This is a genomic window from Bacteroides sp. 1_1_14 (genome assembly GCF_000162515.1).
Taxonomy (GTDB): domain Bacteria; phylum Bacteroidota; class Bacteroidia; order Bacteroidales; family Bacteroidaceae; genus Bacteroides; species Bacteroides thetaiotaomicron.
Genome location: NZ_GG774709.1, coordinates 300,997 through 324,232 on the forward strand (window position 1 = coordinate 300,997; position 23,236 = coordinate 324,232).

Annotated in this window: 22 protein-coding genes; 12 read left to right on the plus strand and 10 right to left on the minus strand. The window is 40.0% G+C overall.

The window, feature by feature from the left end:
- Positions 1–1,245: GH3 auxin-responsive promoter family protein (locus tag HMPREF9007_RS05605; protein ID WP_008762959.1), on the minus strand; the 1,245-nt coding region annotated here is incomplete at its 3' end.
- A gap of 137 nt (positions 1,246–1,382) precedes the next feature.
- Between HMPREF9007_RS05605 and HMPREF9007_RS05600 the strand changes: the two genes are divergently transcribed.
- Positions 1,383–2,393 (plus strand): ATP-dependent 6-phosphofructokinase, encoded by a 1,011-nt coding sequence (locus tag HMPREF9007_RS05600; protein ID WP_008762960.1) that lies wholly within the window; start codon positions 1,383–1,385, stop codon positions 2,391–2,393.
- Between the two features lie 43 nt (positions 2,394–2,436).
- Here the strand turns inward: HMPREF9007_RS05600 and rnc are convergent, their stop codons facing one another.
- Genes rnc through HMPREF9007_RS05585 form a run of 3 tightly spaced genes read right to left on the minus strand, consistent with a single transcriptional unit; the run spans position 2,437 to position 4,894 of the window.
- Complete coding sequence (gene rnc, locus HMPREF9007_RS05595; RefSeq protein WP_008762961.1) at positions 2,437–3,411, minus strand: ribonuclease III; 975 nt, start codon at positions 3,409–3,411, stop codon at positions 2,437–2,439.
- A complete protein-coding gene (gene fabF, locus HMPREF9007_RS05590; RefSeq protein ID WP_008762962.1) occupies positions 3,377–4,639 on the minus strand; it encodes a beta-ketoacyl-ACP synthase II in 1,263 nt (420 codons plus the stop codon). The genes rnc and fabF overlap by 35 nt, the downstream gene beginning before the upstream one ends.
- An 18-nt stretch (positions 4,640–4,657) precedes the next feature.
- A complete protein-coding gene (locus HMPREF9007_RS05585; RefSeq protein ID WP_004291965.1) occupies positions 4,658–4,894 on the minus strand; it encodes an acyl carrier protein in 237 nt (78 codons plus the stop codon).
- Positions 4,895–4,992: 98 nt separating this feature from the next.
- Here HMPREF9007_RS05585 and purN point away from each other — a divergent pair, with 98 nt between their 5' ends.
- On the plus strand, positions 4,993–5,616 hold the full coding sequence (purN, locus tag HMPREF9007_RS05580) for a phosphoribosylglycinamide formyltransferase (protein ID WP_032850628.1): 624 nt from the start codon (positions 4,993–4,995) through the stop codon (positions 5,614–5,616).
- Positions 5,617–5,703: 87 nt separating this feature from the next.
- On the opposite strand, the gene pdxB is transcribed toward purN, so the two are convergent.
- Positions 5,704–6,753, minus strand: a complete 1,050-nt coding sequence (gene pdxB, locus HMPREF9007_RS05575; protein WP_008762964.1) for a 4-phosphoerythronate dehydrogenase PdxB — start codon at positions 6,751–6,753, stop codon at positions 5,704–5,706.
- Positions 6,754–6,870: 117 nt separating this feature from the next.
- Between pdxB and HMPREF9007_RS05570 the strand changes: the two genes are divergently transcribed.
- From HMPREF9007_RS05570 to HMPREF9007_RS05535, 8 genes are all read left to right on the plus strand, one after another.
- On the plus strand, positions 6,871–7,476 hold the full coding sequence (locus tag HMPREF9007_RS05570) for a DUF4254 domain-containing protein (protein WP_008762965.1): 606 nt from the start codon (positions 6,871–6,873) through the stop codon (positions 7,474–7,476).
- Positions 7,477–7,479: 3 nt separating this feature from the next.
- Positions 7,480–8,511, plus strand: coding sequence for a glycosyltransferase family 9 protein (locus tag HMPREF9007_RS05565; RefSeq protein ID WP_008762966.1), 1,032 nt, complete (start codon positions 7,480–7,482; stop codon positions 8,509–8,511).
- A 31-nt stretch (positions 8,512–8,542) separates the two neighbouring features.
- On the plus strand, positions 8,543–9,517 hold the full coding sequence (locus tag HMPREF9007_RS05560) for a glycosyl transferase family 90 (protein ID WP_008762967.1): 975 nt from the start codon (positions 8,543–8,545) through the stop codon (positions 9,515–9,517).
- Positions 9,518–9,557: 40 nt separating this feature from the next.
- On the plus strand, positions 9,558–10,301 hold the full coding sequence (locus HMPREF9007_RS05555; protein ID WP_008762968.1) for a hypothetical protein: 744 nt from the start codon (positions 9,558–9,560) through the stop codon (positions 10,299–10,301).
- Between the two features lie 20 nt (positions 10,302–10,321).
- On the plus strand, positions 10,322–12,361 hold the full coding sequence (locus tag HMPREF9007_RS05550) for a glycosyltransferase family 2 protein (RefSeq protein WP_008762969.1): 2,040 nt from the start codon (positions 10,322–10,324) through the stop codon (positions 12,359–12,361).
- Between the two features lie 161 nt (positions 12,362–12,522).
- Positions 12,523–13,533 carry a glycosyltransferase gene (locus HMPREF9007_RS05545; protein ID WP_008762970.1) on the plus strand — a complete coding sequence of 337 codons (1,011 nt, stop codon included), beginning with the start codon at positions 12,523–12,525 and terminating at the stop codon, positions 13,531–13,533.
- A 1-nt stretch (position 13,534) separates the two neighbouring features.
- Positions 13,535–14,776: a glycosyltransferase family 4 protein gene (locus tag HMPREF9007_RS05540; protein ID WP_032850629.1), complete on the plus strand. Its 1,242-nt coding sequence runs from the start codon at positions 13,535–13,537 to the stop codon at positions 14,774–14,776.
- Positions 14,777–14,801: 25 nt separating this feature from the next.
- Positions 14,802–16,043 (plus strand): glycosyltransferase family 4 protein, encoded by a 1,242-nt coding sequence (locus HMPREF9007_RS05535; RefSeq protein ID WP_032850630.1) that lies wholly within the window; start codon positions 14,802–14,804, stop codon positions 16,041–16,043.
- Between the two features lie 4 nt (positions 16,044–16,047).
- On the opposite strand, the gene HMPREF9007_RS05530 is transcribed toward HMPREF9007_RS05535, so the two are convergent.
- Positions 16,048–17,289 (minus strand): glycosyltransferase, encoded by a 1,242-nt coding sequence (locus HMPREF9007_RS05530; protein WP_008762973.1) that lies wholly within the window; start codon positions 17,287–17,289, stop codon positions 16,048–16,050.
- 132 nt (positions 17,290–17,421) lie between these two features.
- Between HMPREF9007_RS05530 and HMPREF9007_RS05525 the strand changes: the two genes are divergently transcribed.
- Both HMPREF9007_RS05525 and HMPREF9007_RS05520 read left to right on the plus strand, forming a co-directional pair.
- Positions 17,422–18,411 (plus strand): glycosyltransferase family 2 protein, encoded by a 990-nt coding sequence (locus HMPREF9007_RS05525; RefSeq protein WP_008762974.1) that lies wholly within the window; start codon positions 17,422–17,424, stop codon positions 18,409–18,411.
- Positions 18,401–19,390, plus strand: a complete 990-nt coding sequence (locus tag HMPREF9007_RS05520; protein ID WP_008762975.1) for a glycosyltransferase family 2 protein — start codon at positions 18,401–18,403, stop codon at positions 19,388–19,390. The genes HMPREF9007_RS05525 and HMPREF9007_RS05520 overlap by 11 nt, the downstream gene beginning before the upstream one ends.
- 50 nt (positions 19,391–19,440) lie before the next feature.
- Here HMPREF9007_RS05520 and HMPREF9007_RS05515 read toward each other — a convergent pair whose 3' ends face one another.
- From HMPREF9007_RS05515 to HMPREF9007_RS05500, 4 genes are read right to left on the minus strand one after another with little or no spacing between them, the layout of a single operon-like run.
- Positions 19,441–20,421 (minus strand): glycosyltransferase, encoded by a 981-nt coding sequence (locus HMPREF9007_RS05515; RefSeq protein ID WP_008762976.1) that lies wholly within the window; start codon positions 20,419–20,421, stop codon positions 19,441–19,443.
- Positions 20,422–20,427: 6 nt separating this feature from the next.
- Entirely contained in the window at positions 20,428–20,871 is a 444-nt protein-coding gene (locus HMPREF9007_RS05510; RefSeq protein WP_008762977.1) for a GNAT family N-acetyltransferase, read from the minus strand.
- A 3-nt stretch (positions 20,872–20,874) separates the two neighbouring features.
- Positions 20,875–22,074 carry an ATP-grasp domain-containing protein gene (locus tag HMPREF9007_RS05505; protein WP_008762978.1) on the minus strand — a complete coding sequence of 400 codons (1,200 nt, stop codon included), beginning with the start codon at positions 22,072–22,074 and terminating at the stop codon, positions 20,875–20,877.
- A 1-nt stretch (position 22,075) separates the two neighbouring features.
- Positions 22,076–23,236 (minus strand): pyridoxal phosphate-dependent aminotransferase, encoded by a 1,161-nt coding sequence (locus HMPREF9007_RS05500; protein WP_008762979.1) that lies wholly within the window; start codon positions 23,234–23,236, stop codon positions 22,076–22,078.

The following is a 23,236-nucleotide window of genomic DNA, read 5'->3' on the forward strand; positions in this document are numbered from 1 at the left end:
TTGATGGCGGCATTTGGCATGTTCGTCCATAAATACCGGTGCAGCAGAGTATTCGCAAACCTGCGCTCCCGTCTCGGCACAAGCCTTGGCCAAGCCTTTTTCGGCGTTATCTACAATCAGTTCTTCTCCAAAAGCATTGATGAAATGCTTCGTCCGTCCTGTGATGACGAATTTATATGGGTTCTTGCTGGTAAACTTCACCGTATCACCGATCATGTATCGCCACAATCCGCAGGACGTAGAAATCACCATTGCGTAATTTTTGTTAAGCTCCACCTCTTCGAGGCAGTAAGCGCGTGGATTTTCCTTATCAACTTCTTCCAATGGAATGAACTCGTAGAAAATACCGTAGTCGATCATCAGCAACATGGCAGGGTCTGAAAGATCGTTCTGCGTACCAAAGTACCCTTCGGAAGCGTTGTAGGTCTCTACATAATGCATCTTCTTTGAGTGAATCACCTGTTTGTACTGCTCACGATAAGGGGTGAAAGCCACTCCGCCGTGGAAGAATACTTCCAGATTCGGCCACACTTCCTCCAGAGTTTGTTTGCCGGTCTTTTCGAGAATACGCTTGATAAGTACCAGCATCCATGAGGGTACACCGGACAAACTGGTCACATTGACCGGAATAGTACTGTTGGCTATTGCTTCTATTTTGGTTTCCCATTCGCTCATCAAAGCGATTTTCTTGCTCGGCACACGAATGAAATTGATTAACGGATTGACGTTCTGAATCAGAATCGCCGACAAGTCTCCCACCAAACTATGGTTGGAGTTGAGGTTCGGACTATGGCTGCCTCCCAGAATCAACCCTTTTCCCGAGAAAAAGTGACTGTCCGGATTGATGCGGAAGTAGAGTGCCGCAGCATCTTTACCGCCTCTATAGTGAATGTCTTCCAGAGCTTCTTTGCTGACAGGCAGGAATTTGCTTTTATCATTGGTCGTTCCGGATGATTTGGCAAACCAGCGTATTTCCGATGGCCAAAGCAGATTCTGTTCCCCCGCCCGCAAGCGTTCTACATAAGGCTTTATTTCCTCATAAGTCTGTATTGGAAGGCGGTTTCTGAAATCCTCATAGCTACGGATGGAGGCGTAGTCGTATTTTTTTCCCCACTCTGTCTGTGCAGCTTGGTTCACTAAGCGACTCAGCACACGGTGCTGTATCTCACTAGCCTGACTAGCATAAAGGTCTATTTGTTTTAAACGGGAATCGAAAGTCTTACTAATAATCTTTGTAATATTCATTTCTGCTTTAACATAATAATGTTTAGTCGTGCAAAAGTAACCTTATTTATCTTTTTTTTCTATCTTTACGACGGAAATAATCGTTAAAATTTGGCGACTTTTCTTGAATCCCGAGTTTCTGACTAAAAAAAACGACAATGAGAATTGGAATCCTGACTTCCGGAGGAGACTGCCCCGGTATAAATGCCACTATCCGTGGCGTGTGCAAAACTGCCATCAATCACTATGGGATGGAAGTAATAGGAATTCATAGTGGTTTTCAAGGTTTGCTGACAAAAGACATCGAATCCTTTACTGATAAATCCTTATCCGGATTGTTGAACCAAGGGGGTACGATGTTGGGTACTTCGCGCGAGAAACCTTTTAAAAAAGGAGGCGTCGTCTCGGATGTCGACAAGCCGGCACTGATTCTTCAGAATATTCAGGAAATGGGACTGGATTGTGTCGTCTGCATCGGAGGAAACGGAACGCAGAAAACTGCCGCTAAATTTGCCGCAATGGGCGTCAACATCGTATCAGTTCCCAAAACCATTGATAATGATATTTGGGGAACGGATATTTCCTTTGGATTTGACTCCGCCGTGAGCATCGCTACGGACGCCATCGACCGCTTGCATTCTACCGCCAGCTCGCACAAAAGGGTGATGGTTATTGAAGTGATGGGGCATAAAGCCGGCTGGATTGCCCTGTATTCGGGCATGGCGGGTGGCGGCGACGTCATTCTTGTCCCCGAAATCTCTTACAACATCAAGAATATAGGAAATACAATCCTCGAAAGACTGAAAAAAGGCAAACCCTATTCCATCGTAGTGGTGGCAGAAGGCATCCTGACGGATGGTCGGAAACGTGCCGCGGAATACATCGCACAGGAAATAGAATATGAAACGGGCATCGAAACACGTGAAACTGTATTGGGATATATTCAGCGTGGCGGTTCGCCTACTCCTTTCGACCGTAATCTGTCTACCCGTATGGGAGGACACGCGACAGAATTGATTGCCAACGGGCAATTCGGGCGTATGATTGCTTTAAAAGGAGATGACATTTCGTCTATTCCTCTTGAAGAAGTTGCCGGTAAATTGAAGTTGGTAACTGAAGATCACGATTTAGTGATTCAGGGCCGCCGCATGGGGATTTGTTTCGGTTAACTTATAATTTACTCTTTTGTCGTTAGGATGGTAGTTGGAGTTGTCATTCCTTCTCGGTTTCTGTTGCTTCGGCCTCATTAACAGTCGTTTCGACTTTGCCTGCAGTCGTTTCCGCTTCCAGTGCTTCGGTCTCCAAAGTATCTGGTTCCATGGTTTCCGACTCAGTCAATTCAGGTTCGACCGACTCTGTTTCCACTTCTGACGGCTTCGAATGCTGCGACTTCGCTTCATTGACTGTATCCATGAATGTCTGGTCTTTTACCTTCTTGATAGCCATTTGCGCGGCATTCTGCTGAGATTCTTTCTTGGAATAGCCCGTACCGGTTCCGGCAGGAAGCCCTTCGATACGAACCTCTGTCTGGAAAACGGGATTACTGTCATGGTCGAGGAACTGCTCGATCAACTCAAAGGAAACCTCCATCTTGTTCTTCTGGCTCCATTCGATGAGCTTGGACTTGAAGTTGACCTCTTTGCGGGAGATTTTGTCCAGATCAATATAACGGTTGATGATTCGCTGCTCCATAAACTGCTTGCAACGTTCATACCCCTGATCCAGATAAATGGCTCCGATAAATGCTTCGAAAGCATTCCCGTACATATAACTGTTGTGAGAAGAGGAGCGGGTAGAATATTTGATAAGTTTGTCCAGGCCGATCTCCACGGCTAACTTGTTCAAAGTCTCCCGTTGTACGATCTTGGAACGTGTGTTTGTCAGGAAACCTTCCCGTTTTCCTTCGAAACGTTTATAGACAATATCTCCTACGATGGCGTCGAGGATGGCGTCACCCAAAAACTCCAGTCGCTCGTTGTTCAGCGGACGTCCCTTCTCGGAGCGGACGGAAGATGACTTATGCAGGAGCGCTTGTTCGTAGATCTGGATATTGTGCGGATAAAATCCGAGTATCCGGTAAAAACAAAGATAAGACTCTCTGTCTTTGCGGAACAGGAGTCTTATCTTATCTATTTGGTTACGTAACACGATTTTACTCAGCGTATTTCTTGAAGATAACGCACGCATTGTGACCACCGAATCCAAATGTATTGGACAGGGCAACATTAACCTCACGTTTCTGAGCTTTGTTGAACGTGAAATTAAGGTCGTAGTCAATGTTCTCGTCGTTGTCACCTTCTTCGTGGTTGATAGTCGGAGGAACAATGCCGTTCTTGATGGCAAGGATGCTTGCGATAGATTCTACCGCACCGGCAGCTCCCAGCAAGTGACCAGTCATTGATTTTGTAGAACTGATGTTCAGTTCGTATGCGTGATCACCGAATACTTCCTTAATTGCTTTCGCTTCAGAAATATCACCTACCGGAGTAGATGTTCCGTGAACGTTGATGTAATCTACTTCTTTCGGATCCATTTCTGCATCTTCCAGAGCGTTCAGCATTACCAGTTTGGCACCAAGACCTTCCGGATGGGAAGCTGTCAGGTGATGAGCATCTGCAGACATACCTACACCGGCAACTTCTGCATAGATTTTCGCACCACGGGCCTTAGCGTGTTCCAGTTCTTCCAAAATCAGGCAACCGCCACCTTCGCCCATGATGAAGCCGTCACGGCTTGCGCTGAATGGACGTGAAGCCTTGCTCGGCTCATCGTTGCGTGTTGACAGAGCATGCATAGCGTTGAAACCGCCTACACCTGCAGGGAAGATGGCTGCTTCCGAACCACCGGATACGATTACGTTTGCTTTACCCAGACGAATCAGGTTGAAGGCATCCGCAATGGCATTGGTAGAAGTAGCACATGCTGAACAAGTCGCGTAGTTAGGACCATGGAAGCCATACATGATAGAAATTTGTCCGGCAGCAATATCCGAGATCATCTTCGGGATGAAGAACGGATTGAACTTGGGACCTATTTCCTGATGAGTGTAGTAGTTGCCTACTTCTTCCTCGAATGTATGTATACCACCGATACCGGCGCCAAAAATAACACCGATTCTGTTCAAATCTTCTTTTTCGACGTCAAGACCGGAGTCCGATACCGCTTCTTTGGCAACAGCGACAGCATACTGAGTGTATAAGTCCATCTTTCTTGCCTCTTTACGGTCGATATATTTAGTTACATCGAAGTTTTTCACTTCGCATGCAAACTGGGTCTTGAATTGCGACGCATCAAAATGAGTAATAGGCCCTGCTCCACTAACCCCGTTCACTAGATTTTCCCAGAATTCGGGTACATCATTGCCAACAGGAGTAATGGCGCCAAGGCCTGTTACTACCACTCTTTTTAATTCCATATTGATGAAATCGGATAATTACTTAGCGTGTTCTTCGATATAAGATACAGCATCACCTACAGTACCAATCTTTTCTGCTTGGTCATCAGGAATAGAGATACCGAATTCTTTTTCGAATTCCATGATAAGTTCTACAGTGTCAAGAGAATCTGCTCCCAGGTCGTTAGTGAAGCTTGCTTCGTTAGTAACTTCTGATTCTTCTACGCCTAATTTATCAACGATAATCGCTTTTACTCTTGATGCAATTTCAGACATAACTTTAAGTTTTTAATTAATAATTAGTTTTATTTCTTTAAATTTGCGGTGCAAAGGAATGAATATTTATCGTTTTGCGCAAATATTTGACTAAATAAATGCAGTCTTTTGCACATTTTTCACTGTTTTGTGCATTGAATTCGAGTATAATGAAGAAAAACATCGCCATTCTCGCTTCCGGTTCCGGCTCAAATGCCGAGAATATAATCCGGTATTTCCAGAAGAGCGACTCCGTTGAGGTGTCGTTAGTACTTTCTAATAAAAGTGATGCCTACGTTTTGGAACGTGCGCATCGTTTGAAAGTGCCCTGTAACGTGTTCCCGAAGGAGGACTGGATAGCCGGAGATGAAATTCTGGCTATTTTGCAGGAATATCGCATTGACTTTATCGTGCTGGCAGGTTTCCTTGTCCGCGTGCCGGATTTGCTTTTGCATGCTTATCCCGATAAAATCATAAATATACACCCTGCTCTCCTGCCCAAGTTCGGCGGAAAAGGTATGTACGGCGACAAAGTTCACCAAGCCGTAGTAGCTGCGGGCGAAAAAGAAAGTGGTATTACTATACATTATATTAATGAGCACTACGACGAAGGAAGCATCATCTTCCAAGCCACCTGCCCCGTACTTCCCGATGACTCACCCGAAGAGGTGGCTAAAAAAGTACACGCTCTGGAGTATGAGCATTTCCCACATATTGTAGAAGAAGTAATAGGTAGTAGGTAATAAGTAATAAGTAATAGGTAATAAGTAATAATCGTAGTTACTTTGGTACCGTACCCGTTCGGTAGATATCCGCATGGTTATTACCTATTACTTATTACCTATTACCTGCATATACGCCTTCTCTTCTCTCCTCAACGGGTAATCTCCCCGTAAGGTTTCGAATAGTTCCGGGTGGGATTTTAATCGGTTGCTGTCTTCGATGGGATTGTACATTTTCAGCAGAGCTTCTTCGCGGTCTTTTGCTTCGATAAGAGGCGAAGATGGGGCGGGCGGGGTGATTTCATAAGTTGCGCTTAGGTGGAAGAAGCGGCAGATGGAGTCCAGTGACATTCGGGTGGCGTTCGCTTTTCCGTCGGCAGAGTATCCGGCGATATGCGGGGTGCCTATCAGTACATTTTCTAATAATTCACGGTTGATTTCCGGTTCATGTTCCCATACGTCGATTACTGCGTCCGAGATTGTACCGTTGTTGATGGCTTCCAGCAGGGCGTTTGTTTCGATCACTTCTCCTCTTGAAGTGTTGATGACAACAGGCTTCCGTTGGAGAGACCGGAAGAAATTCCCGTCTGCCAGATGGTACGTTTTATATTTCCCTTCCTTATATAAAGGTACGTGAAAGGTGATGATATCACATTCTTCGGCTATTTTCTCTAGTGAGGTGAAGGCAATGTTTCCTTCTTTCTCTTCTCTTGGCAAGTCGTTCAGTAGTACACGCATACCGAAATCCTGTGCGACTTTGGCCACTTTGCTTCCTACATTACCTACACCGATAATGCCGATCGTCAGTTCGTCCGGCTTTTTATTCCGAAGAGATTTCCAGATCAGAAGAGAGGATTGTATATACTGAGCCACCGAGGCGGAATTGCATCCCGGGGCATTCGCCCACTCGATGCCTGCCTGCTTGCAGTATTCGGTGTCGATATGGTCAAATCCGATGGTTGCTGTGGCGATAAATTTTACTTTGCTGCCTTCCAGCAATTCGCGGTTGCAGTGAGTGCGGGTCCGGATGATGAGTGCGTCTGCATCCTGTACCAGTTCCCGTGTAAAATCCTTTCCCGGTGCGTAGATTACCTCGTCGGCTATTTTCTCTGCTGCCTCTTTTATATAAGGTATCTTATCATCTATAATAATTTTCATATACAATTCCTTTTTTGCTCAGACAAAGGTAAGAAATAAAAAAGTAAGAAACGGTTGCTTGTCTGAAAAATATTACATAGCTTTGTCCTATTATACATCTATTAGCTAGTTAAGATTATGACATTTAGTAACCTTTGCAATGATATTTTTTGGAAATCGACAACAGATTACCATGTGACGGACAGCGTAGATGCGCCGATGAACAATCCTTACGAGTTGAAGTCGATAGAGTATTATTTGTATCTGAAAAACTGGATTGATGCCGTACAATGGCATTTCGAAGATATTATCCGTGACCCGCATATTGATCCGGTGGCAGCCGTAGCTTTAAAAAGAAGAATCGATAAATCCAATCAGGACCGTACGGATCTGGTGGAGCTGATCGACAGCTATTTCCTTGATCAATATAAGGATGTAAAGCCGCTGGCAGATGCTACCATCAATACGGAAAGTCCTGCCTGGGCAGTAGACCGTCTCTCTATTCTTGCTTTGAAAATTTACCACATGCAGCAAGAAGTGGAGCGTACGGATACGACGGAAGAACATCGTGCACAATGCCAGGTAAAACTGGATATTCTGCTGGAACAACAGAAAGACCTTTCTTCGGCTATCGATCAGCTGCTGGCTGACATCGAAGCAGGGAAGAAGTATATGAAAGTATATAAACAGATGAAGATGTATAATGACCCGGCGCTGAATCCGGTGCTTTATGCAAAAAAATAACGAATGGCGCGTATTCTCATTATCCGTTTCTCGGCTCTTGGCGATGTAGCCATGACGATACCGGTAGTACATTCGCTGGCAGTACAATATCCTCAACTTGAAATTACTGTGTTGAGTCGTGCTGTGTGGCAACCGCTTTTTCAGGGACTTCCTGCAAATGTGAGTTTTATCGGTGCTGACCTGACGGGTAAACATAAAGGATTATGGGGGTTGAACACCCTTTATTCGGAACTGAAAGCAAAGCGTTTCGACTATGTGGCAGATTTTCATCATGTACTTCGTACGAAATACTTGTGTCTGAGGTTCCGGCTGGCTAATATACCTGTGGCATCTATCTATAAAGGTAGAGTGGGAAAAGAAAAATTAGTCCGCCGCCGGCATAAAGTATTGGAGAACCAGAAAAGTTCTTTCCGACGTTATGCCGATGTATTGGAGAAACTGGGTTTTCCTGTATTGTTGAACTTTTCTTCGATTTATGGAGATGAGAAAGGAAACTTTGCAGAGATAGAACCTGTCACAGGCGCAAAAGATAATTTGAAATGGATTGGTATAGCTCCTTTTGCTAAACACATGGGTAAGATATACCCTATTGAATTGCAGGAGCAGATAGTAGCCCATTTTGCCGCCGATCCGAAGGTGAAGGTTTTCCTTTTCGGTGGTGGCAAGAGTGAACAGGAAGTATTCGATGGCTGGGTGGCGAAATATCCTTCCGTCGTTTCTATGATTGGTAAGCTGAATATGCGTACCGAACTGAATCTTATGAGTCATCTGGATGTGATGCTCTCGATGGATTCGGCGAATATGCATCTGGCTTCACTGGTCAATATTCCGGTGATCTCTGTCTGGGGAGCTACTCATCCTTATGCCGGATTTATGGGATGGAAACAGTTGCCGGTCAATACGGTACAGCTTGATCTGTCGTGCCGTCCCTGCTCCGTATATGGACAGAAACCATGCTGGCGGGGCGATTATGCCTGCCTGAGAGAAATAAAACCCGAACAGGTAATAGCGAAGATTGAAGGAATCATCAATTAGGAGCCAGGTACTCCTGAGATATGGAACAAGAATGAAGAATAAACTTTTATATAAGTTGCGTAGCGGGAAAAATCCTAAGTTCATTTACTACTCGGTAAATGCTCTCAGACTTATCATTCCGAAAGGCATTTTCCGGCTGCGGTTACAAGGAAAGTTGTCTTCACTATCCCGCCGGAAGGACAAGGATTATATAGAACGTCGCGTTGACTATTATAACAAACTTTCCGGAACGGTGCAATTACCTTCTTCTGCTCCGCATCTTTCAGAGCACAAGATGAGCAAACAAAAAGTGTATTTCTTTGATACTTATCAATATACCCGCTGGTTTTCTGATCAGTTTCAGTGGGGCTTTTGTCCCGGTGATGTGACATTTGTTCCCGACTATCCCTCTATTGTGAAAAGCCGTCCGCTGACAGATGATAATGCGAATTCGATTGTGATGAAACTGGATAAGGTTCGTCATTTTATATTTGTGGAGGATAAGAAGGCTTTTACTGAGAAGAAAAATATGGTAATCTTTCGTGGAAAGGTAAAAGGAAAACCTTCCAGAAAGCTTTTTATGGAAATGTATTTTCATCATCCGATGTGCGATTTGGGCGATGTCAGCAAAAATACGACTGATCCGGCAGAGTGGCGCACGGAGAAGAAAACGATTAATGAGCATTTGGATTATAAATTCATAATGGCTCTTGAAGGAATCGATGTGGCCAGCAACCTGAAATGGGTGATGTCATCAAATTCAATAGCAGTGATGCCCCGGCCTACCTGTGAGACATGGTTTATGGAAGGCACGCTTATTCCCAATTATCATTATATTGAAATAAAACCGGATTTTTCTGATCTGGAGGAACGGTTGAATTACTATATAGAGCATGTAGACGAATCATTGGAGATCATCAGACATGCCCATGAATATGTGTCCCAGTTTAAAGATAAGAGAAGAGAAAATTTGATATCACTGCTTGTGTTGGATAAATATTTTAAGATGACCGGGCAAAAGAGTTGAGAGATGAAGAGAAGTATGACCATTCTTGTTTTTTCGTAAGATGAAAATAATGATTAACCCCAAATACGAATATCTGAGAGAATATGTAGAACGTATTCCGAAAGATTTTGAGACAATAGGAACGGTAATTCATTCCGGGCGAAATTTGATAAAGATGATCACGGTGGATGGATTGGATATTAACGTGAAACGGTATACGATACCTCCGCTGATAAACCGGATCGCTTATGCTTTCTTTCGCCCTTCGAAAGGGAAACGGGCTTTTGTTTATCCGGAGAAACTGTTGGAGAAAGGGTTTGAAACCCCATGTCCTATTGCCTATATAGAAGAGACAAAAATGGGTTTGATTGGTCATTCATATTTTATGAGCATACAATCTCCCTATCGATATAATTTTTGCCAGTTTGGCAATGCGGATATAAAAAGCTGCGAAGATGTAGTGACCGCTTTTGCGGAATTTACAGCGCGTCTGCATGAAGCCGGAATTCTGCATCTGGACTATTCGCCGGGAAACATCCTGTATGACAAGATAGGAGAAGAATATCATTTCTCACTGGTGGATATTAACAGAATGCATTTTGGCGAAGTGGATATTAAGAAAGGTTGTGCGAATTTTGCCCGTTTATGGGGGCAGACACCCTTCTTCATCTTGTTGGGAAAAGAGTATGCCCGTTCGAGAGGGATGGACGAAGAGGAATGTGTGCGTTTGGTTCTGCATTACAGAAAGAAATTCTGGAACAGATATCGTCGCAGACATCAGGTCTGGTTTCAGTTGGATATTTAATGGCTAAAGGAGGGTAATTAATGATAGTAGCTTTTGAAAATAATGTTGTTTGTTCGGATGAAAAAGTGCGGGACTACTTGCTGGCTCATCATGCTGACTTGAAAGAAGATCAGGATGAGGACGCATTATGTCTGGTTCGTTTGCATAAGGAGGAAGACATTGATGGCACTGATCGTGTGGACTTAGTCGGATGGAGGGAGATTTCGAGAGAACTTTATTGGGCTGAGGGACAGATGGAGTGCAATTATTCTATTATCTGTTTTAGTCGGAAGACTACTTCTTTGCAGATGTCGGTCGTACTGTCAACCTGCAACCAGCTTGAATGGCTGGAGAAGGTGTTGTGGGGATATGAAGCCCAGGATACTAAGAACTTTGAATTGATTATTGCCGATGATGGTTCGCGGAAAGAAACTTATGATATGTTGCAGAGGATAACTCCGCAATTGTCCTTTCAGGTGAAGCATGTATGGCACGAAGATAAAGGATTCCGTAAATGCGATATTCTGAATAAAGGCATACTGGCTGCACAAGCAGATTACCTGCTTTTCAGTGATGGCGATTGTATTCCACGTAAAGACTTCGTCTCAACTCACCTGTGTCTTCGCCGTAAAGGACGTTTCCTGTCCGGCGGATATCATAAGTTGAGTATGGATTTGTCGAAAGATATTACAAAGGACGATATATTATCCGGCAGATGTTTTGATCTGCAATGGATGAGAGGAAAAGGGATGCCTGCCTCTTTTAAAAATAATAAACTGACTGCTACAGGATTTAAAAGGTGGGCATTAAATACATTTACTCCTACCAAAGCAAGCTGGAACGGGCATAACGCTTCTGGTTGGCTAAGCGATATTCTGGCAGTGAATGGTTTTGACGAGCGTATGCAGTACGGTGGACAAGACCGTGAATTTGGAGAACGTCTGGAGAACTATGGAATTCATGGTATGCAGATACGTTACTCTACCGTATGCCTCCATTTGGATCATGCAAGAGGGTATAAGACGAAAGACTCTATTCAGAAGAACCGGAATATACGAAAGCATACTCGTGGAGCAAAGGTTCAATGGGCTTCTCTGGGCATTGTAAAGGATGAACTGAGAGGTCAGTCTGTGAAGGTGAACAGTTATTATGATCGCTATATACGGGAAGAAGAGAAGCTGACTTCCTATAAGGAAAAAGGAGGATTTTACCGACATATCTATTCTTTGTCTTGCAGGTGGAGAAGAGCAAAGTATCATGATAAAGTGGTGCGTGCTTATCAGCAGGACACTGATGCTCCGGCATTATCGAACCATTCGGGAGTCATTGTCTCGTTGACGACATTTCCTCCCCGTATTTCTCAGCTTCATCTGATGTTGAAATCGATTCTGTGGCAGACTTGTCCGCCCGAAAAGATAATTGTATGGTTGTCGGAACAGGAGTTCCCCGGACGGTTGAATGATCTGCCAGAAGAACTTAAAAAATTGATGGCTAAAGGAATAGAATTCAGATTTGTGTCTGAGAATTTCCGTTCACATAAGAAGTATCATTATGTTTTCCGTGAATATCCGGATAGTAAAGTGATAACAGTGGATGATGATCTGATTTATCCCCGGAATACGGTTGAGCGTTTGCTTTCCTTATCGTATCAGTATCCGGATACGGTTTGCGGAAACGTTATCCGGAAGATTCATATGGATGGAAATTCTTTTTCGGTATATAGAAAGTGGACGAAAGTGTTTACGATGCCGGTGAATAGTTCTTTGCAGAATGTGGCAATCGGATGTGGCGGGATTTATTATCCTCCCCATTGGTATGGAGAGGAGTTGTTTGACTGGAAAATAATCAGTGAACATTGTCCGTCTGCGGATGATTTATGGTTGAAAGCGAATGAATTAAAGAGGCGGGTCGAGGTGACAGGAGGGGGTGAATTCTATCCCCGGCCGATAGAGCTGCCTCAAACGCAGAATAATAGCTTACAAAAGAAAAATAATGGGAAAACTAACCTGAATGATAAACAGTGGAAATCTTTGAATGAACTTTGGAAACTAGACGAATTATACTGTATAAATGGCAAATAAGAGGTAATTGTTTGATTTGAGAGTGTTTAGATTGTATTATCGAATCACAGACAAGTGTGAAATTTATTTAAAATCGAGGGTAGTTTTGCAGTATTCCTTGTTATATAGCATTCTATATAGAAGGGGCTGCAGTAAAATAAAAAGTTGACAAGTAGAATAATATGAATACTAATATCTCTGGACCATTGATTAGTCTTATAGTGCCTGTTTATAATGTAAAGGACTATTTGAAGACTTGTCTGCAATCTATACTGGAGCAGACCTATAAGAACCTTGAGATTATCTTAGTTGATGATGGTTCTGACGACGGCTCTTCCGGTATCTGCGATGAGTATGCGCGTATGGATCAGCGCATTAAGACTATTCATTTGCCTCATAGTGGGGTGAGTGCTGCCCGTAATGCTGGTTTGGCTGCAGCTACGGGAGAGCTCTTGGGCTTTGTTGACAGTGATGACTGGATTGATCATGATATGTATCAGTATCTTTACGCTTTGATGCAAGAGCATGATGCAGATGTTTCTGCTTGTACTTATCTTCTTGAGCAGGAGGGAAGGCCTTCTAAAATAATCAACAACACGGGTAAGTTGTATGTTTTCTCCAGAAAGGAGATTATACGTGCTTTGGTAAAGAATGACTTGGTAAAGAACTATTTATGGGCGAAGCTCTTTAAACGTAAATTGTTTGACCGCCTTTCATTCCCTGTCGGACGGGTTTATGAGGACGTGGCTGTATTATATAAAGTATTTTATAGCTCTCAGAAAGTGGTATTGAGTTGTGTCTCTAAATACCATTATATGATTCATAAGAATGAAAGCATTACTCGTGGTGGTTATGATCCGGTAAAGGAATATCATTACTTCCTGAGTCTTTATGAACAGGATAAGTTTATTCAAAATGCGGAACTTGGAGGTGAATCTTCCGTTGGCGTACTTAAGAGAGGGATTCATTTGATTAACCATACTTTGTTGTGCCCTCCGTCACCGGCTTTTGAGGATATCATAGATGAAACGATGTTGAAAATGCGTGAATATCGTCATATTACTCCTTGGCAACTAGGCCCGAGTATGTCAATCAAACGATATTTTATGTGTAAACACTTCGGTTTCTATAGGATGCTATATCGTGGTTATCGTGCTATATTTAAGAGAAAGCACAAATTGTTGATTGACTAGAATGACTAAGGAAAAGATAGCTTTTATAGTAGTTCGTTATGGAAAAGATATAAACGGAGGTGCTGAATATCATTGTCGTATGCTGGCCGAAAGGCTGGTTAACGATTATGATGTTGAAGTATTGACTACGTGTGTCAAGAATTATGTTACCGGTGATAATGAATATCCTGAAGGAGAAGAAATCCTGAATGGAGTTTTGGTACGTCGATTCTATTCAGATCCTGTTGAACCGGACTTACATAAGAGCTATGTCAGGCAGGCGGCTCCGGCAAAGAAGTGGAGGCACTTCTTGTACAGATGTCGTCTTTTGAAGCCTTTGTCTTATGTGAAACCGATTTGGCATTATAAAGAACAAGAAGAAATAAAGGCCTTGAATAGTCAGGTTTTTTATTCATCTTCAATGTATGCTTTTATAAGAGAGAATAAAGCTTCTTATAGAGCATTCATCCCACTTTCCTTTTTCCCTCATACTTATTATACTGCACTATATGCACCGGAGAAGACGATTCTGATTCCTACTATGCATAATAACGGTTCATCCTTTCGTTCTATTATTACTTCTGTTTTCTCTGAGGTTGCCTATATTGGATTTAATATAGAAGCAGAACAGAAATTGGTAGAGAATATAGTTGGAAAGCCTTTGGCTACTCACGGCATTATAAGTGTAGGTATAGAGAAGACAAAAGCTGCTGATTGGGAGCGAACAAAGGTAAAATATAATTTGCCGGAAGATTATCTATTGTATGTAGGAAGAATTGATGCTATAAAGTTGAATAATATAGTTGATTACTTTTTAAGCTATAAAAAGAAATATACAGGTTCTCGATTAAAGCTAGTTTTAGTCGGAGGCATTTTTGGAAAGACAGTCGAACATCCGGATATAATTTACACAGGTTTTGTTGATGATGCGGAGAAAGTAGCGATTCAGTTGAATGCTAAAGTAATTGTGAACCCTTCCAGATATGAAAGTTTATCACTTATTTTACTTGAAACGATGAGCGAAGGTAAGGCGATGTTGGTCAATGGCAGGTGTAATGTGTTGAGAGAACATTGTGAAAAGAGCAATTATGCAGCTTTGTATTATATGAATCGTAGAGATTTTATGCGAAAATTACATCACCTTGAGAACTCAGAAACATTACGTCAACAGATGGGAGAGAAAGGGCGTCACTATGTTCAGGAGAATTATAATTGGGAGATGATTATAGGACGGATGAAAAATGTGATTCAGATGCTCTCATAAGTAGAATGTTGTATTAAGGGAAGCTATGAAGAAAGAGAAAGTTGCTTTTGTTGTTGTCAGATATGGCAAAAATATAAATGGCGGGGCTGAATATCATTGTCAGATGTTAGCAGAACGGTTAGTATCTGATTATGAGGTGGAAGTACTTACTACCTGTGTCAGAGATGTTGCGACAGGCGAAAATATATATCCGGAAGGTGAGGAAGAATGGAATGGAGTGGTGATTCGTCGTTTTAGGACGAATCCTGTTCAGCGTGAAAAGGAACGCTATTTCGCAAAGAAGGCTAAACCAGCAAGAAAACTACGCCAGTTCCTTTTTAAATTAGGAATCTTGAAATACTTGTCTTATTTGATTCCTGTATGGACCTACAAGAATGATGATGAAGTGCAGGCGATGAAGAGTGATAAATTCTATTCGTCCACATTGAATGATTATATTCGTGATCATATAGATGAATATAAAGCATTTATAGCAATGTCTTCTGATTATGTCACCTTTTATTACACTGCATTGTATGCAGGTAGAAAAACAATAGCTATTCCTACAATGCATAATATGGGTATTTCTTTCCGTTCTGTATTAACATCTGCTTTTTCAAATATAGCTTATGTTGGTTTTAATACCGGAGAGGAACAGAGGCTTGCTGAAAATATTTTGGGTAAGGCTTTGGGGGCTCATGGGATATTGAGTGTAGGAATAGAGGAGTCTTTATCCGCAGATTGGGCGATGACAAAAGAGAAGTTTCAATTACCAGAGAAATATTTGTTATATATTGGTCGTATTACTCCTAAAAAGATTCATCGTTTACTTACATATTTTGTGAATTATAAGAAGAAATATTCAGATTCAACATTAAGATTAGTATTGGTAGGTGGGCTGGCTATGGAGCGATTTGAGCATCCTGATGTTATATACACAGGCTTTGTCAGTGATGAAGAGAAAATGTCAATTCTACAGCATGCCGAAATTGTAGTAAATCCTTCTCGTTATGAAAGCCTTTCTTTAATACTTTTAGAGGCTATGAGTCAAAAGAGGCCAATGCTTGTAAACGGACATTGTAAGGTCTTGAAAGAACATTGTTTAAAAAGTGATTTTGCTTCTTTTTATTACATGAATAATCGCGGGTTTAATCAGGCACTTCGACGGATTGAACAATCGGAAGATTTGAGAGAGGAGATGGGAGAGAAAGGTGTATTTTATGTGAAATCGAACTATGATTGGACTTTGATTATGGGGCGCTTAAAGCAAGCTCTCAAGAGTATCTAAATCTTTATATATTTTCGATAACATGCTTTAGTTTATTCATTATTATGTTCCAGTCGTAATTACTGTTAACATAAGAATATCCTTTTTCTCCCATCTCTAATCTAAGATTGGTAGAAGAATCTAGCATATGAAGCTTATCAATGAAACTTTTTTCATTAGTGTAGTATAAAGCAGCATTATTACTTTTATGGCAATGTTCTTTCAATACATTACAATTGCCATTGACCAGCATCGCTTTTTTTAAAGCCATTGCTTCCAGTAATATAAGTGATAGGCTTTCATACAGTGATGGGTTGATTACAATCTTTGCATGTTGAATGATTGATGTTTTTTCTTGTTCTTCAACAAAATTAGTATATATAATATCCGGATGATTAAAAGGATCACTATATTGTTTGCCTACAAGAACAAACTTTAAATCAGAATTAGGATATACCTTTTTATAGTTGAGGAAATAAGTATACACATTGTTAAGTTTGCCTTGGTCTACTCTCCCTACATAGAGCATATATTCATCAGGAAGATTATACTTTTCTTGGGTCACTGCCCAGTCTGATGGAGCACTTAGCTCTATCCCTACGCTTACAATACTGTGGGGTGCCATGTGCATACCAAATATTTTCCTTGCTAGTTTTTGTTCTGCTGTTGTGTTGAAAGCGATGTAGGCTGCCTTTGTAAAGACTTGTGTCAAAGTTGAACGAAATGCAGTTTTGTGATAATGCATTGTAGGGATTACAATAGTCTTTTCTGGTGCATATAAAGTTGTGTAATATACATGAGAATAATCTATTGTAATAGGGATGATTGCTTTGTAATTATTTTTATTTTCTTTTATGAAATTGAAGAGAGTCGGAGAATGGAAAACTTGGCTACCGAGTGCTTCTAGTTCTTCTTTTTCTTTGAAATGCCAAACAGGGAAAAAGTAAGAAGCAATAGCTAGAAAGTGACATTTGTATAAAAAACGTCTTAATTTATAAGCCGGTTTAGCTTTCTTTTTATAAAAGTTTTCAAGTTCAGGATGAGTGGGATTAGTTTTAAAACGGCGAACAATGACTTTATTGATAATCTCTTTTTCCTTAAACTTAAGATTTTCTCCAGTTCTATAATTATCTACACAAGTAGTTAGAACTTCAACGTTATAATCATTGGTGAGTCTTTCGGCTAGCATTCTACAATGATACTCTGCTCCTCCATTGATATTTAATCCGTAACGTACAACAACAAATGCTATATTTTCCTTACTCATATTAATATAATAAGCTTTCCGGCAAAGATACGATTATTAATGATAACCTGGGAACTTAAAATCTGGTTTTTATTTTACTGATAATACTATATTCTCTATCTTTGTGCGTAAGTTTATTAATGGAGAGCATGCATGGAGAATAATTATTTGATAAGTGTGATTGTACCTGTACATAATACAGTTAATTATTTGCGAAAATGTATTGAATCTATACGAAATCAATCTTTAGAAAATATAGAGATAATTCTGGTAGATAATTTATCAACTGATGGATCTTCTGAGGTATGTGATGAATATGCAAGTATGGATACTCGGGTAAAAGTAATCCATCTTTCGGTAGCTAATGCATCTGTAGCTCGTAATGCTGGCATTGATGTGGCTTCTGCTCCATATATAGGGTTTATAGACAGTGATGATTATATTGACGTCAATATGTATGAGGAATTGCTTGCTGCAATTAGTTCATATGGTGTTGATTTGGTATATTCCAATTTTCAGATTGAACATGACGACGGGCATATAGACTCTTTTGAACCTAATAGTGGTATGGTCTGTGAAAGATCTTCGAAGGAGGTGGTGTATGATATGATGTGTGATCGATTGAATAGTTCTTGTTGTACGAAACTCTTTAAGAAGACACTTTTTTCTTCGTTAAAATTTCCTACACATAATATGTATGAGGATCGTCTTATCTTGCATCAGTGGATATTAGAGTCTGAAAAAGTAGTGTGGATTGATAAGGCATTTTATCATTATGTAAAAAGAAGCTCTAGTATTTGCCATGTTATTTCACCATTACAACGTTATCATTTCTTTTTAGCACAATTTTGCCGCTTGGAGTTTATTAATAATAATCTATTGTTCGATACGGAAGAACAATATAATATGAAAACATCCCTTGTTAAGAGCTGCTTAAGGACTTTTAAAGAGATGCGTTCTTTTCCTGTTAGCGAAAGTCGTGCCTATGTTGTTGATATGAAGAATAATTTGAAGAAATTAATTCCTCTGTCTAAAAAGGAACTTGATATTAAATGTTATAAACGGCTGAGAAAGATTGTTTATTTTTGGCCTATTTATTATTGGATACATTTTAAACTTAAAAAGATAAATAGTGGAGAATAAGTGTTTGGTTAGCATAATAGTGCCTGTTCATAATACCGCTGATTATTTGCATAAATGTATTGAATCATTACGTAGTCAGACATTACAGCAGGTTGAAATAATCTTGGTTGATAATTTATCTGTTGATGGTTCTTCTGAGATATGTGATGAATATGCGAAAACTGACAAACGTATTAAAGTGCTTCATCTTTCTATAGCTGGACTCTCTATTGCCCGTAATGCTGGCATGCGTATAGCTTCTGCTCCTTACATTGGTTTTGTTGACAGTGACGACTACGTTGAACCTGCAATGTTTGAGAAAATGTTAGATGCAATGGTACAAAGTGATGCGGAAATTGCATATTGTAATTTTCTTCTTGAATATGAATTTAAACCAAATGAGTCTCCTTACCGGAATTCTGGAGATATTGTTATTCGAGATCCAAAGAATGTATTACAAGATATGATGATGGAAAAAGTTAGTTGTTCTGCTTGTACAAAGCTTTATAAAAGTGATTTTCTGACATCATTACAATTCCCAGAGGGGAAAAATTATGAAGACAGGCTTGTAATGTATGAATGGGTTGCTCTATGTAACAAAGTAGTGTGGGTAGATAGCCCTTTTTATCATTATGTAGAGCGACAAACGAGTATCTGTCATACAATGTCTCCTATGAATCTTTATCATTATTTTTTGGCAGAATATGGCCGCATGAGGTTCATGGAGAAATACTCTCTATTTGAAGAAGAAGATCTTTTTAAAATTAGGACTAGATTGATTGGGACTTGTCTTACAATATTTAAGGAGATACTTTTGAAGGTGAATTTGAGAGAATTCAAAGAACCTGTTAAGGATATGAGGCAGAAAATGAAAGAGATAGCTGCATTGCCTGAAGATACATATGAATTGAAATATCGCAGGAGGGTAAGAAAAATAGCTTATCATTGGCATTTGTACTACTTGACTCATTTCCTGTTTAAAAAAGGTGGAGATTCGTGAATAGAAAAAGGGATATTTACTTAATCTCTCACTAGATAGTTTTTTCCCTTTTACTTCCTTTCTTTTCCTTTTATATCGAACCATTTTGCTAATCTTATCTGAATGAATCTGAGATGGAATCGGCGGACTCTTCTCCGCATACGTGCGGATACATAACTAGGATTAATGAGTTTTGAATAGTGTCTGGACTTTTTATACATGCCCAGACACATATACTTATCGTATAGATCATAATAAAAGCAACTTAGGGATCGTAAGTATGGCTCTGTTAACGGAGTCTTAAATTTATGGATATAAAATGCAGTTATATCAATGGTCGATAATATGAATCTTTCATATTTCTGTATATCATTAGAATGACTTGCTGACTCTTCTAAGACACGGTATACCGTAGTGCTTTCTGGAAGAAACTTTATTTTGTGATAATATGATATCCATAGCCACATAGGATAGTCTCCCATTAGCCAGTTTTTGCTCTTGGGTTCCACTTCTTTCAAGTACTCCATTACTAAGGCACTGCGTATGCAAGATGTAAGGGTTGGAATACAATTTCCGGATAATAACTCTATATAACCATTAAATTTCCGTCCAATAATATCTTCTTCTATTTTGCCTTCCTTTTGGTTATATACCTTGCTGGTAGTATATATCATGCCGTAATCAGGATTGTTTTCTAGAAAATCGATTTGTTTCTGAAGTTTTAATGGGTCAATCCAATAATCGTCTCCTTCGCATATTGCAATATACTTTCCTCTGACTCGTGAGCATTGGTATTTGGCAAAGATATCTTCTTTCTTTGAGTATTTGTTTTCTTTCTGATATATGGGTCTTATGACTTGAGGGTGATTATGCTCGTACTCGCGAATGATATCAGGAGTATTATCAGTGGATGCATCATCATGGATTAGAATTTCAAATGGAAAATTTGTCTTTTGCATTAGAAAACCGTCTAGACACTGGGATATATATAATCCATGATTATATGTGCTACAAATTATACTTACTAATGGAGTATTTGCTATATCTTTCATTCAATATTAACTTTTGTGTACCTCTTTCTTCATTAAATACTTTTCATCCCTATCCTCAGCCTCATAAAATCCCATTTTATGATATGCATGAAGTGCATTGTTATTGTCTTTTCTAACTTCGAGCAATATCTCCTGAATGTCCGTAGAAAGATGTTCTATGATATAATTTATTGTTTTTTGAGAGATCCCATGACCTTGATGGTTGGGGTTTACACAGACATAGGGTATATATAAAAATCTCTCTTCTCTATTGTAATAGCCAACAATTAAGGATATAATGTTAGATTCTGAAATAGTATAGTACATAGAGCCGTTATGGTACATTTTCAATATCCATTCATCCAGGTTAGGCATCTGTAACAGAGAAGGAACAAACCAGTTTGCAGAGGATATGATAAAATCTCTGAATTCGGTATATGCTAGAGGTTCTGTATGGATTGTTATACTCATATTTTAATCAATAATAATATGTACAAACTGGTCCATGTTTTCTATAACATTAAACATTTCTTCTTTCGAAGAATATTTGAGGATAAGTGTTCCCAATGCATCGCCAGCATCGCGGAAAGCATGAACATTGTCTCCACTTTTCAGTTCTGTTACACAATCTACCAGATTGTTTCTTGCAAAGTTTTCATCAAATGATATTTCTTTAAACCGTCCGGTCTGTTTGCTATGTAACATATAATTAGACCAATATCCTCGTGCAGGTGACATCTCTATTTCAGAGCAATCTTCTCCCAAAGCTGCTTTTATCACATATTTAACCATGTTGACTCCTGTTGCCAGTTCCGTAATCTGAGGTATTAAACTGCCACCGCTTCTGGCACCTAACTCCAGTATATACAATTTCCCGTTTTTGCCAAGAATAGCCTCGACATTATATGCGGTTGTCCCCATTTTTAGTTCAGAAATCAGACGCTGTATGTCCTTTTCTAGCTCTGTTATAATTTCAGGTTTCATTTGGAAAGGCCAGCATTCACCAAGTGGGGCGAAATCTTTGACAACTGAAGAACTGTAGTATTCGTTTCCAAAACAGTGGAATTTTAAAATTCCGTCTACGGAAAAGGCATCTCCTGATATCTGATATCCGTCCTTCTCTATGAATTCCTCAATAATAATGCGTTTTTCACGGGAATATGAGAGGGCATCTTCTATAAAGTCTTTTAGTTGATCTACGTTAGTCAGTTTATTGATGCCTTTACTTCCTGATGAATCGACAGGCTTTATCATAACAGGAAGGGTTAAATTCTTGATTTCTTCCAAAGCCTCCGTGTATGAAGTACATCCGACGTATTTGGGAACATTGAAATTATGTTCAGCCAGATATCGTCTGAATAAGTCTTTCTGAGAAAGAATTTCTACAGAAGTATAGGGGCTGGTAGGCAATCCTAGTTTCTCACAAACATAAGCAGCTGTAGGAGCTGCGGGATCTGAAGCATATGCAACGACGCCATCTACTTGAAGTCTTTTGGCTAACTCGTAAATAGCCTCCTTATCTGTTGTGCTGACATTATAATATTCGTGGGCATACTGATGTCCTGGGTTATTCGGCAAGTAATCGCAGGTGATTACATAATATCCCATTTTTACAGCTTCTTTAATCGCATAGACCTGATATAAAGAGCCTCCTAGCATTAAAACTTTTTTCATCTTATAAACTTTCGACAAATCGCTTAAGTCTTTGAATTCCTTCTTTAATTTTATATATATCTAATGTAAAAGCAATCCGGATAAAATCCTCGCAACAATCACCGTAAGTTATTCCAGGAACCACTGCTACCTGTTCTTTCTCTAAAAGGGCATATGCGAACTCCTCAGATTTTAATCCGGTAGATTTTATATTTAACATTGCATAAAAGGTTCCTTGTGGCGCATCGACTGTTATTGTTTTGATTTTGGCAACTTCTTCCAATAAAACATTTCGGCGGAGAGTGAATTCCTCAATCATACCAGCCGAATATTTCTCCGAATTTCTTAGTGCTTCTATTGCTGCATACTGAGACGGCAATGGAGCACAAGCAGCTATGTTCTCTTGAAACATTGTCATGACTGATATTAATTCTGAAGGTGCAGCTACATAACCCAAACGCCATCCGGTCATACAGAATTCTTTTGATAAACTATTGATAACAACAGTGCGTTCCTTCATCTTGTCGCATGTAACAATACTTTTGAAATGAGCATTATCATAAAGTAGGGTTTTGTATACCTCATCTGTTATTACTATCAAATCATTCTCAATAGCTATCTGTGCTATTTGTTGGATGGAGTCATCAGAAATTATCCGCCCGGAAGGGTTGCTGGGCGTATTTAAAATAATAGCTTTTGTTTTAGGAGTGATTGCCTTCCTTATATTTTCTATAGATATCGATAAGTCATTGGTGCTGACAGGAGCTGTGATAATGGGCTCTCCACTACACATACATACCATCTGTACATAGTTTATCCAATATGGAGCTGGTATAATGACTTCATCCCCTCTGTTTAGAATGGCTAGCAGGGTTAAATATAATCCTTCCATTCCCCCAACTGTAACCATAATCTCATTTGTCGGGTTGTATTTTATATTATATTGTAACTTGTATTTGGAAGATATTATTTCTCTTAATTCTAATAATCCGGCATTAGGGGAGTATCTTGTACGACCTTCCAGTATCGCTTTACAGCCAGCTTCTTTTATTTTATCGTGTGGATGTATATCCGGATCTCCCAATGTGAAGTCTATAACATTGTCATATTTTTGGGCCAAGTTAAATAGACGCCTTGTTAAGGAAGGGGATATAGAGTTTGTTATTTCTGATAATTGTATCAT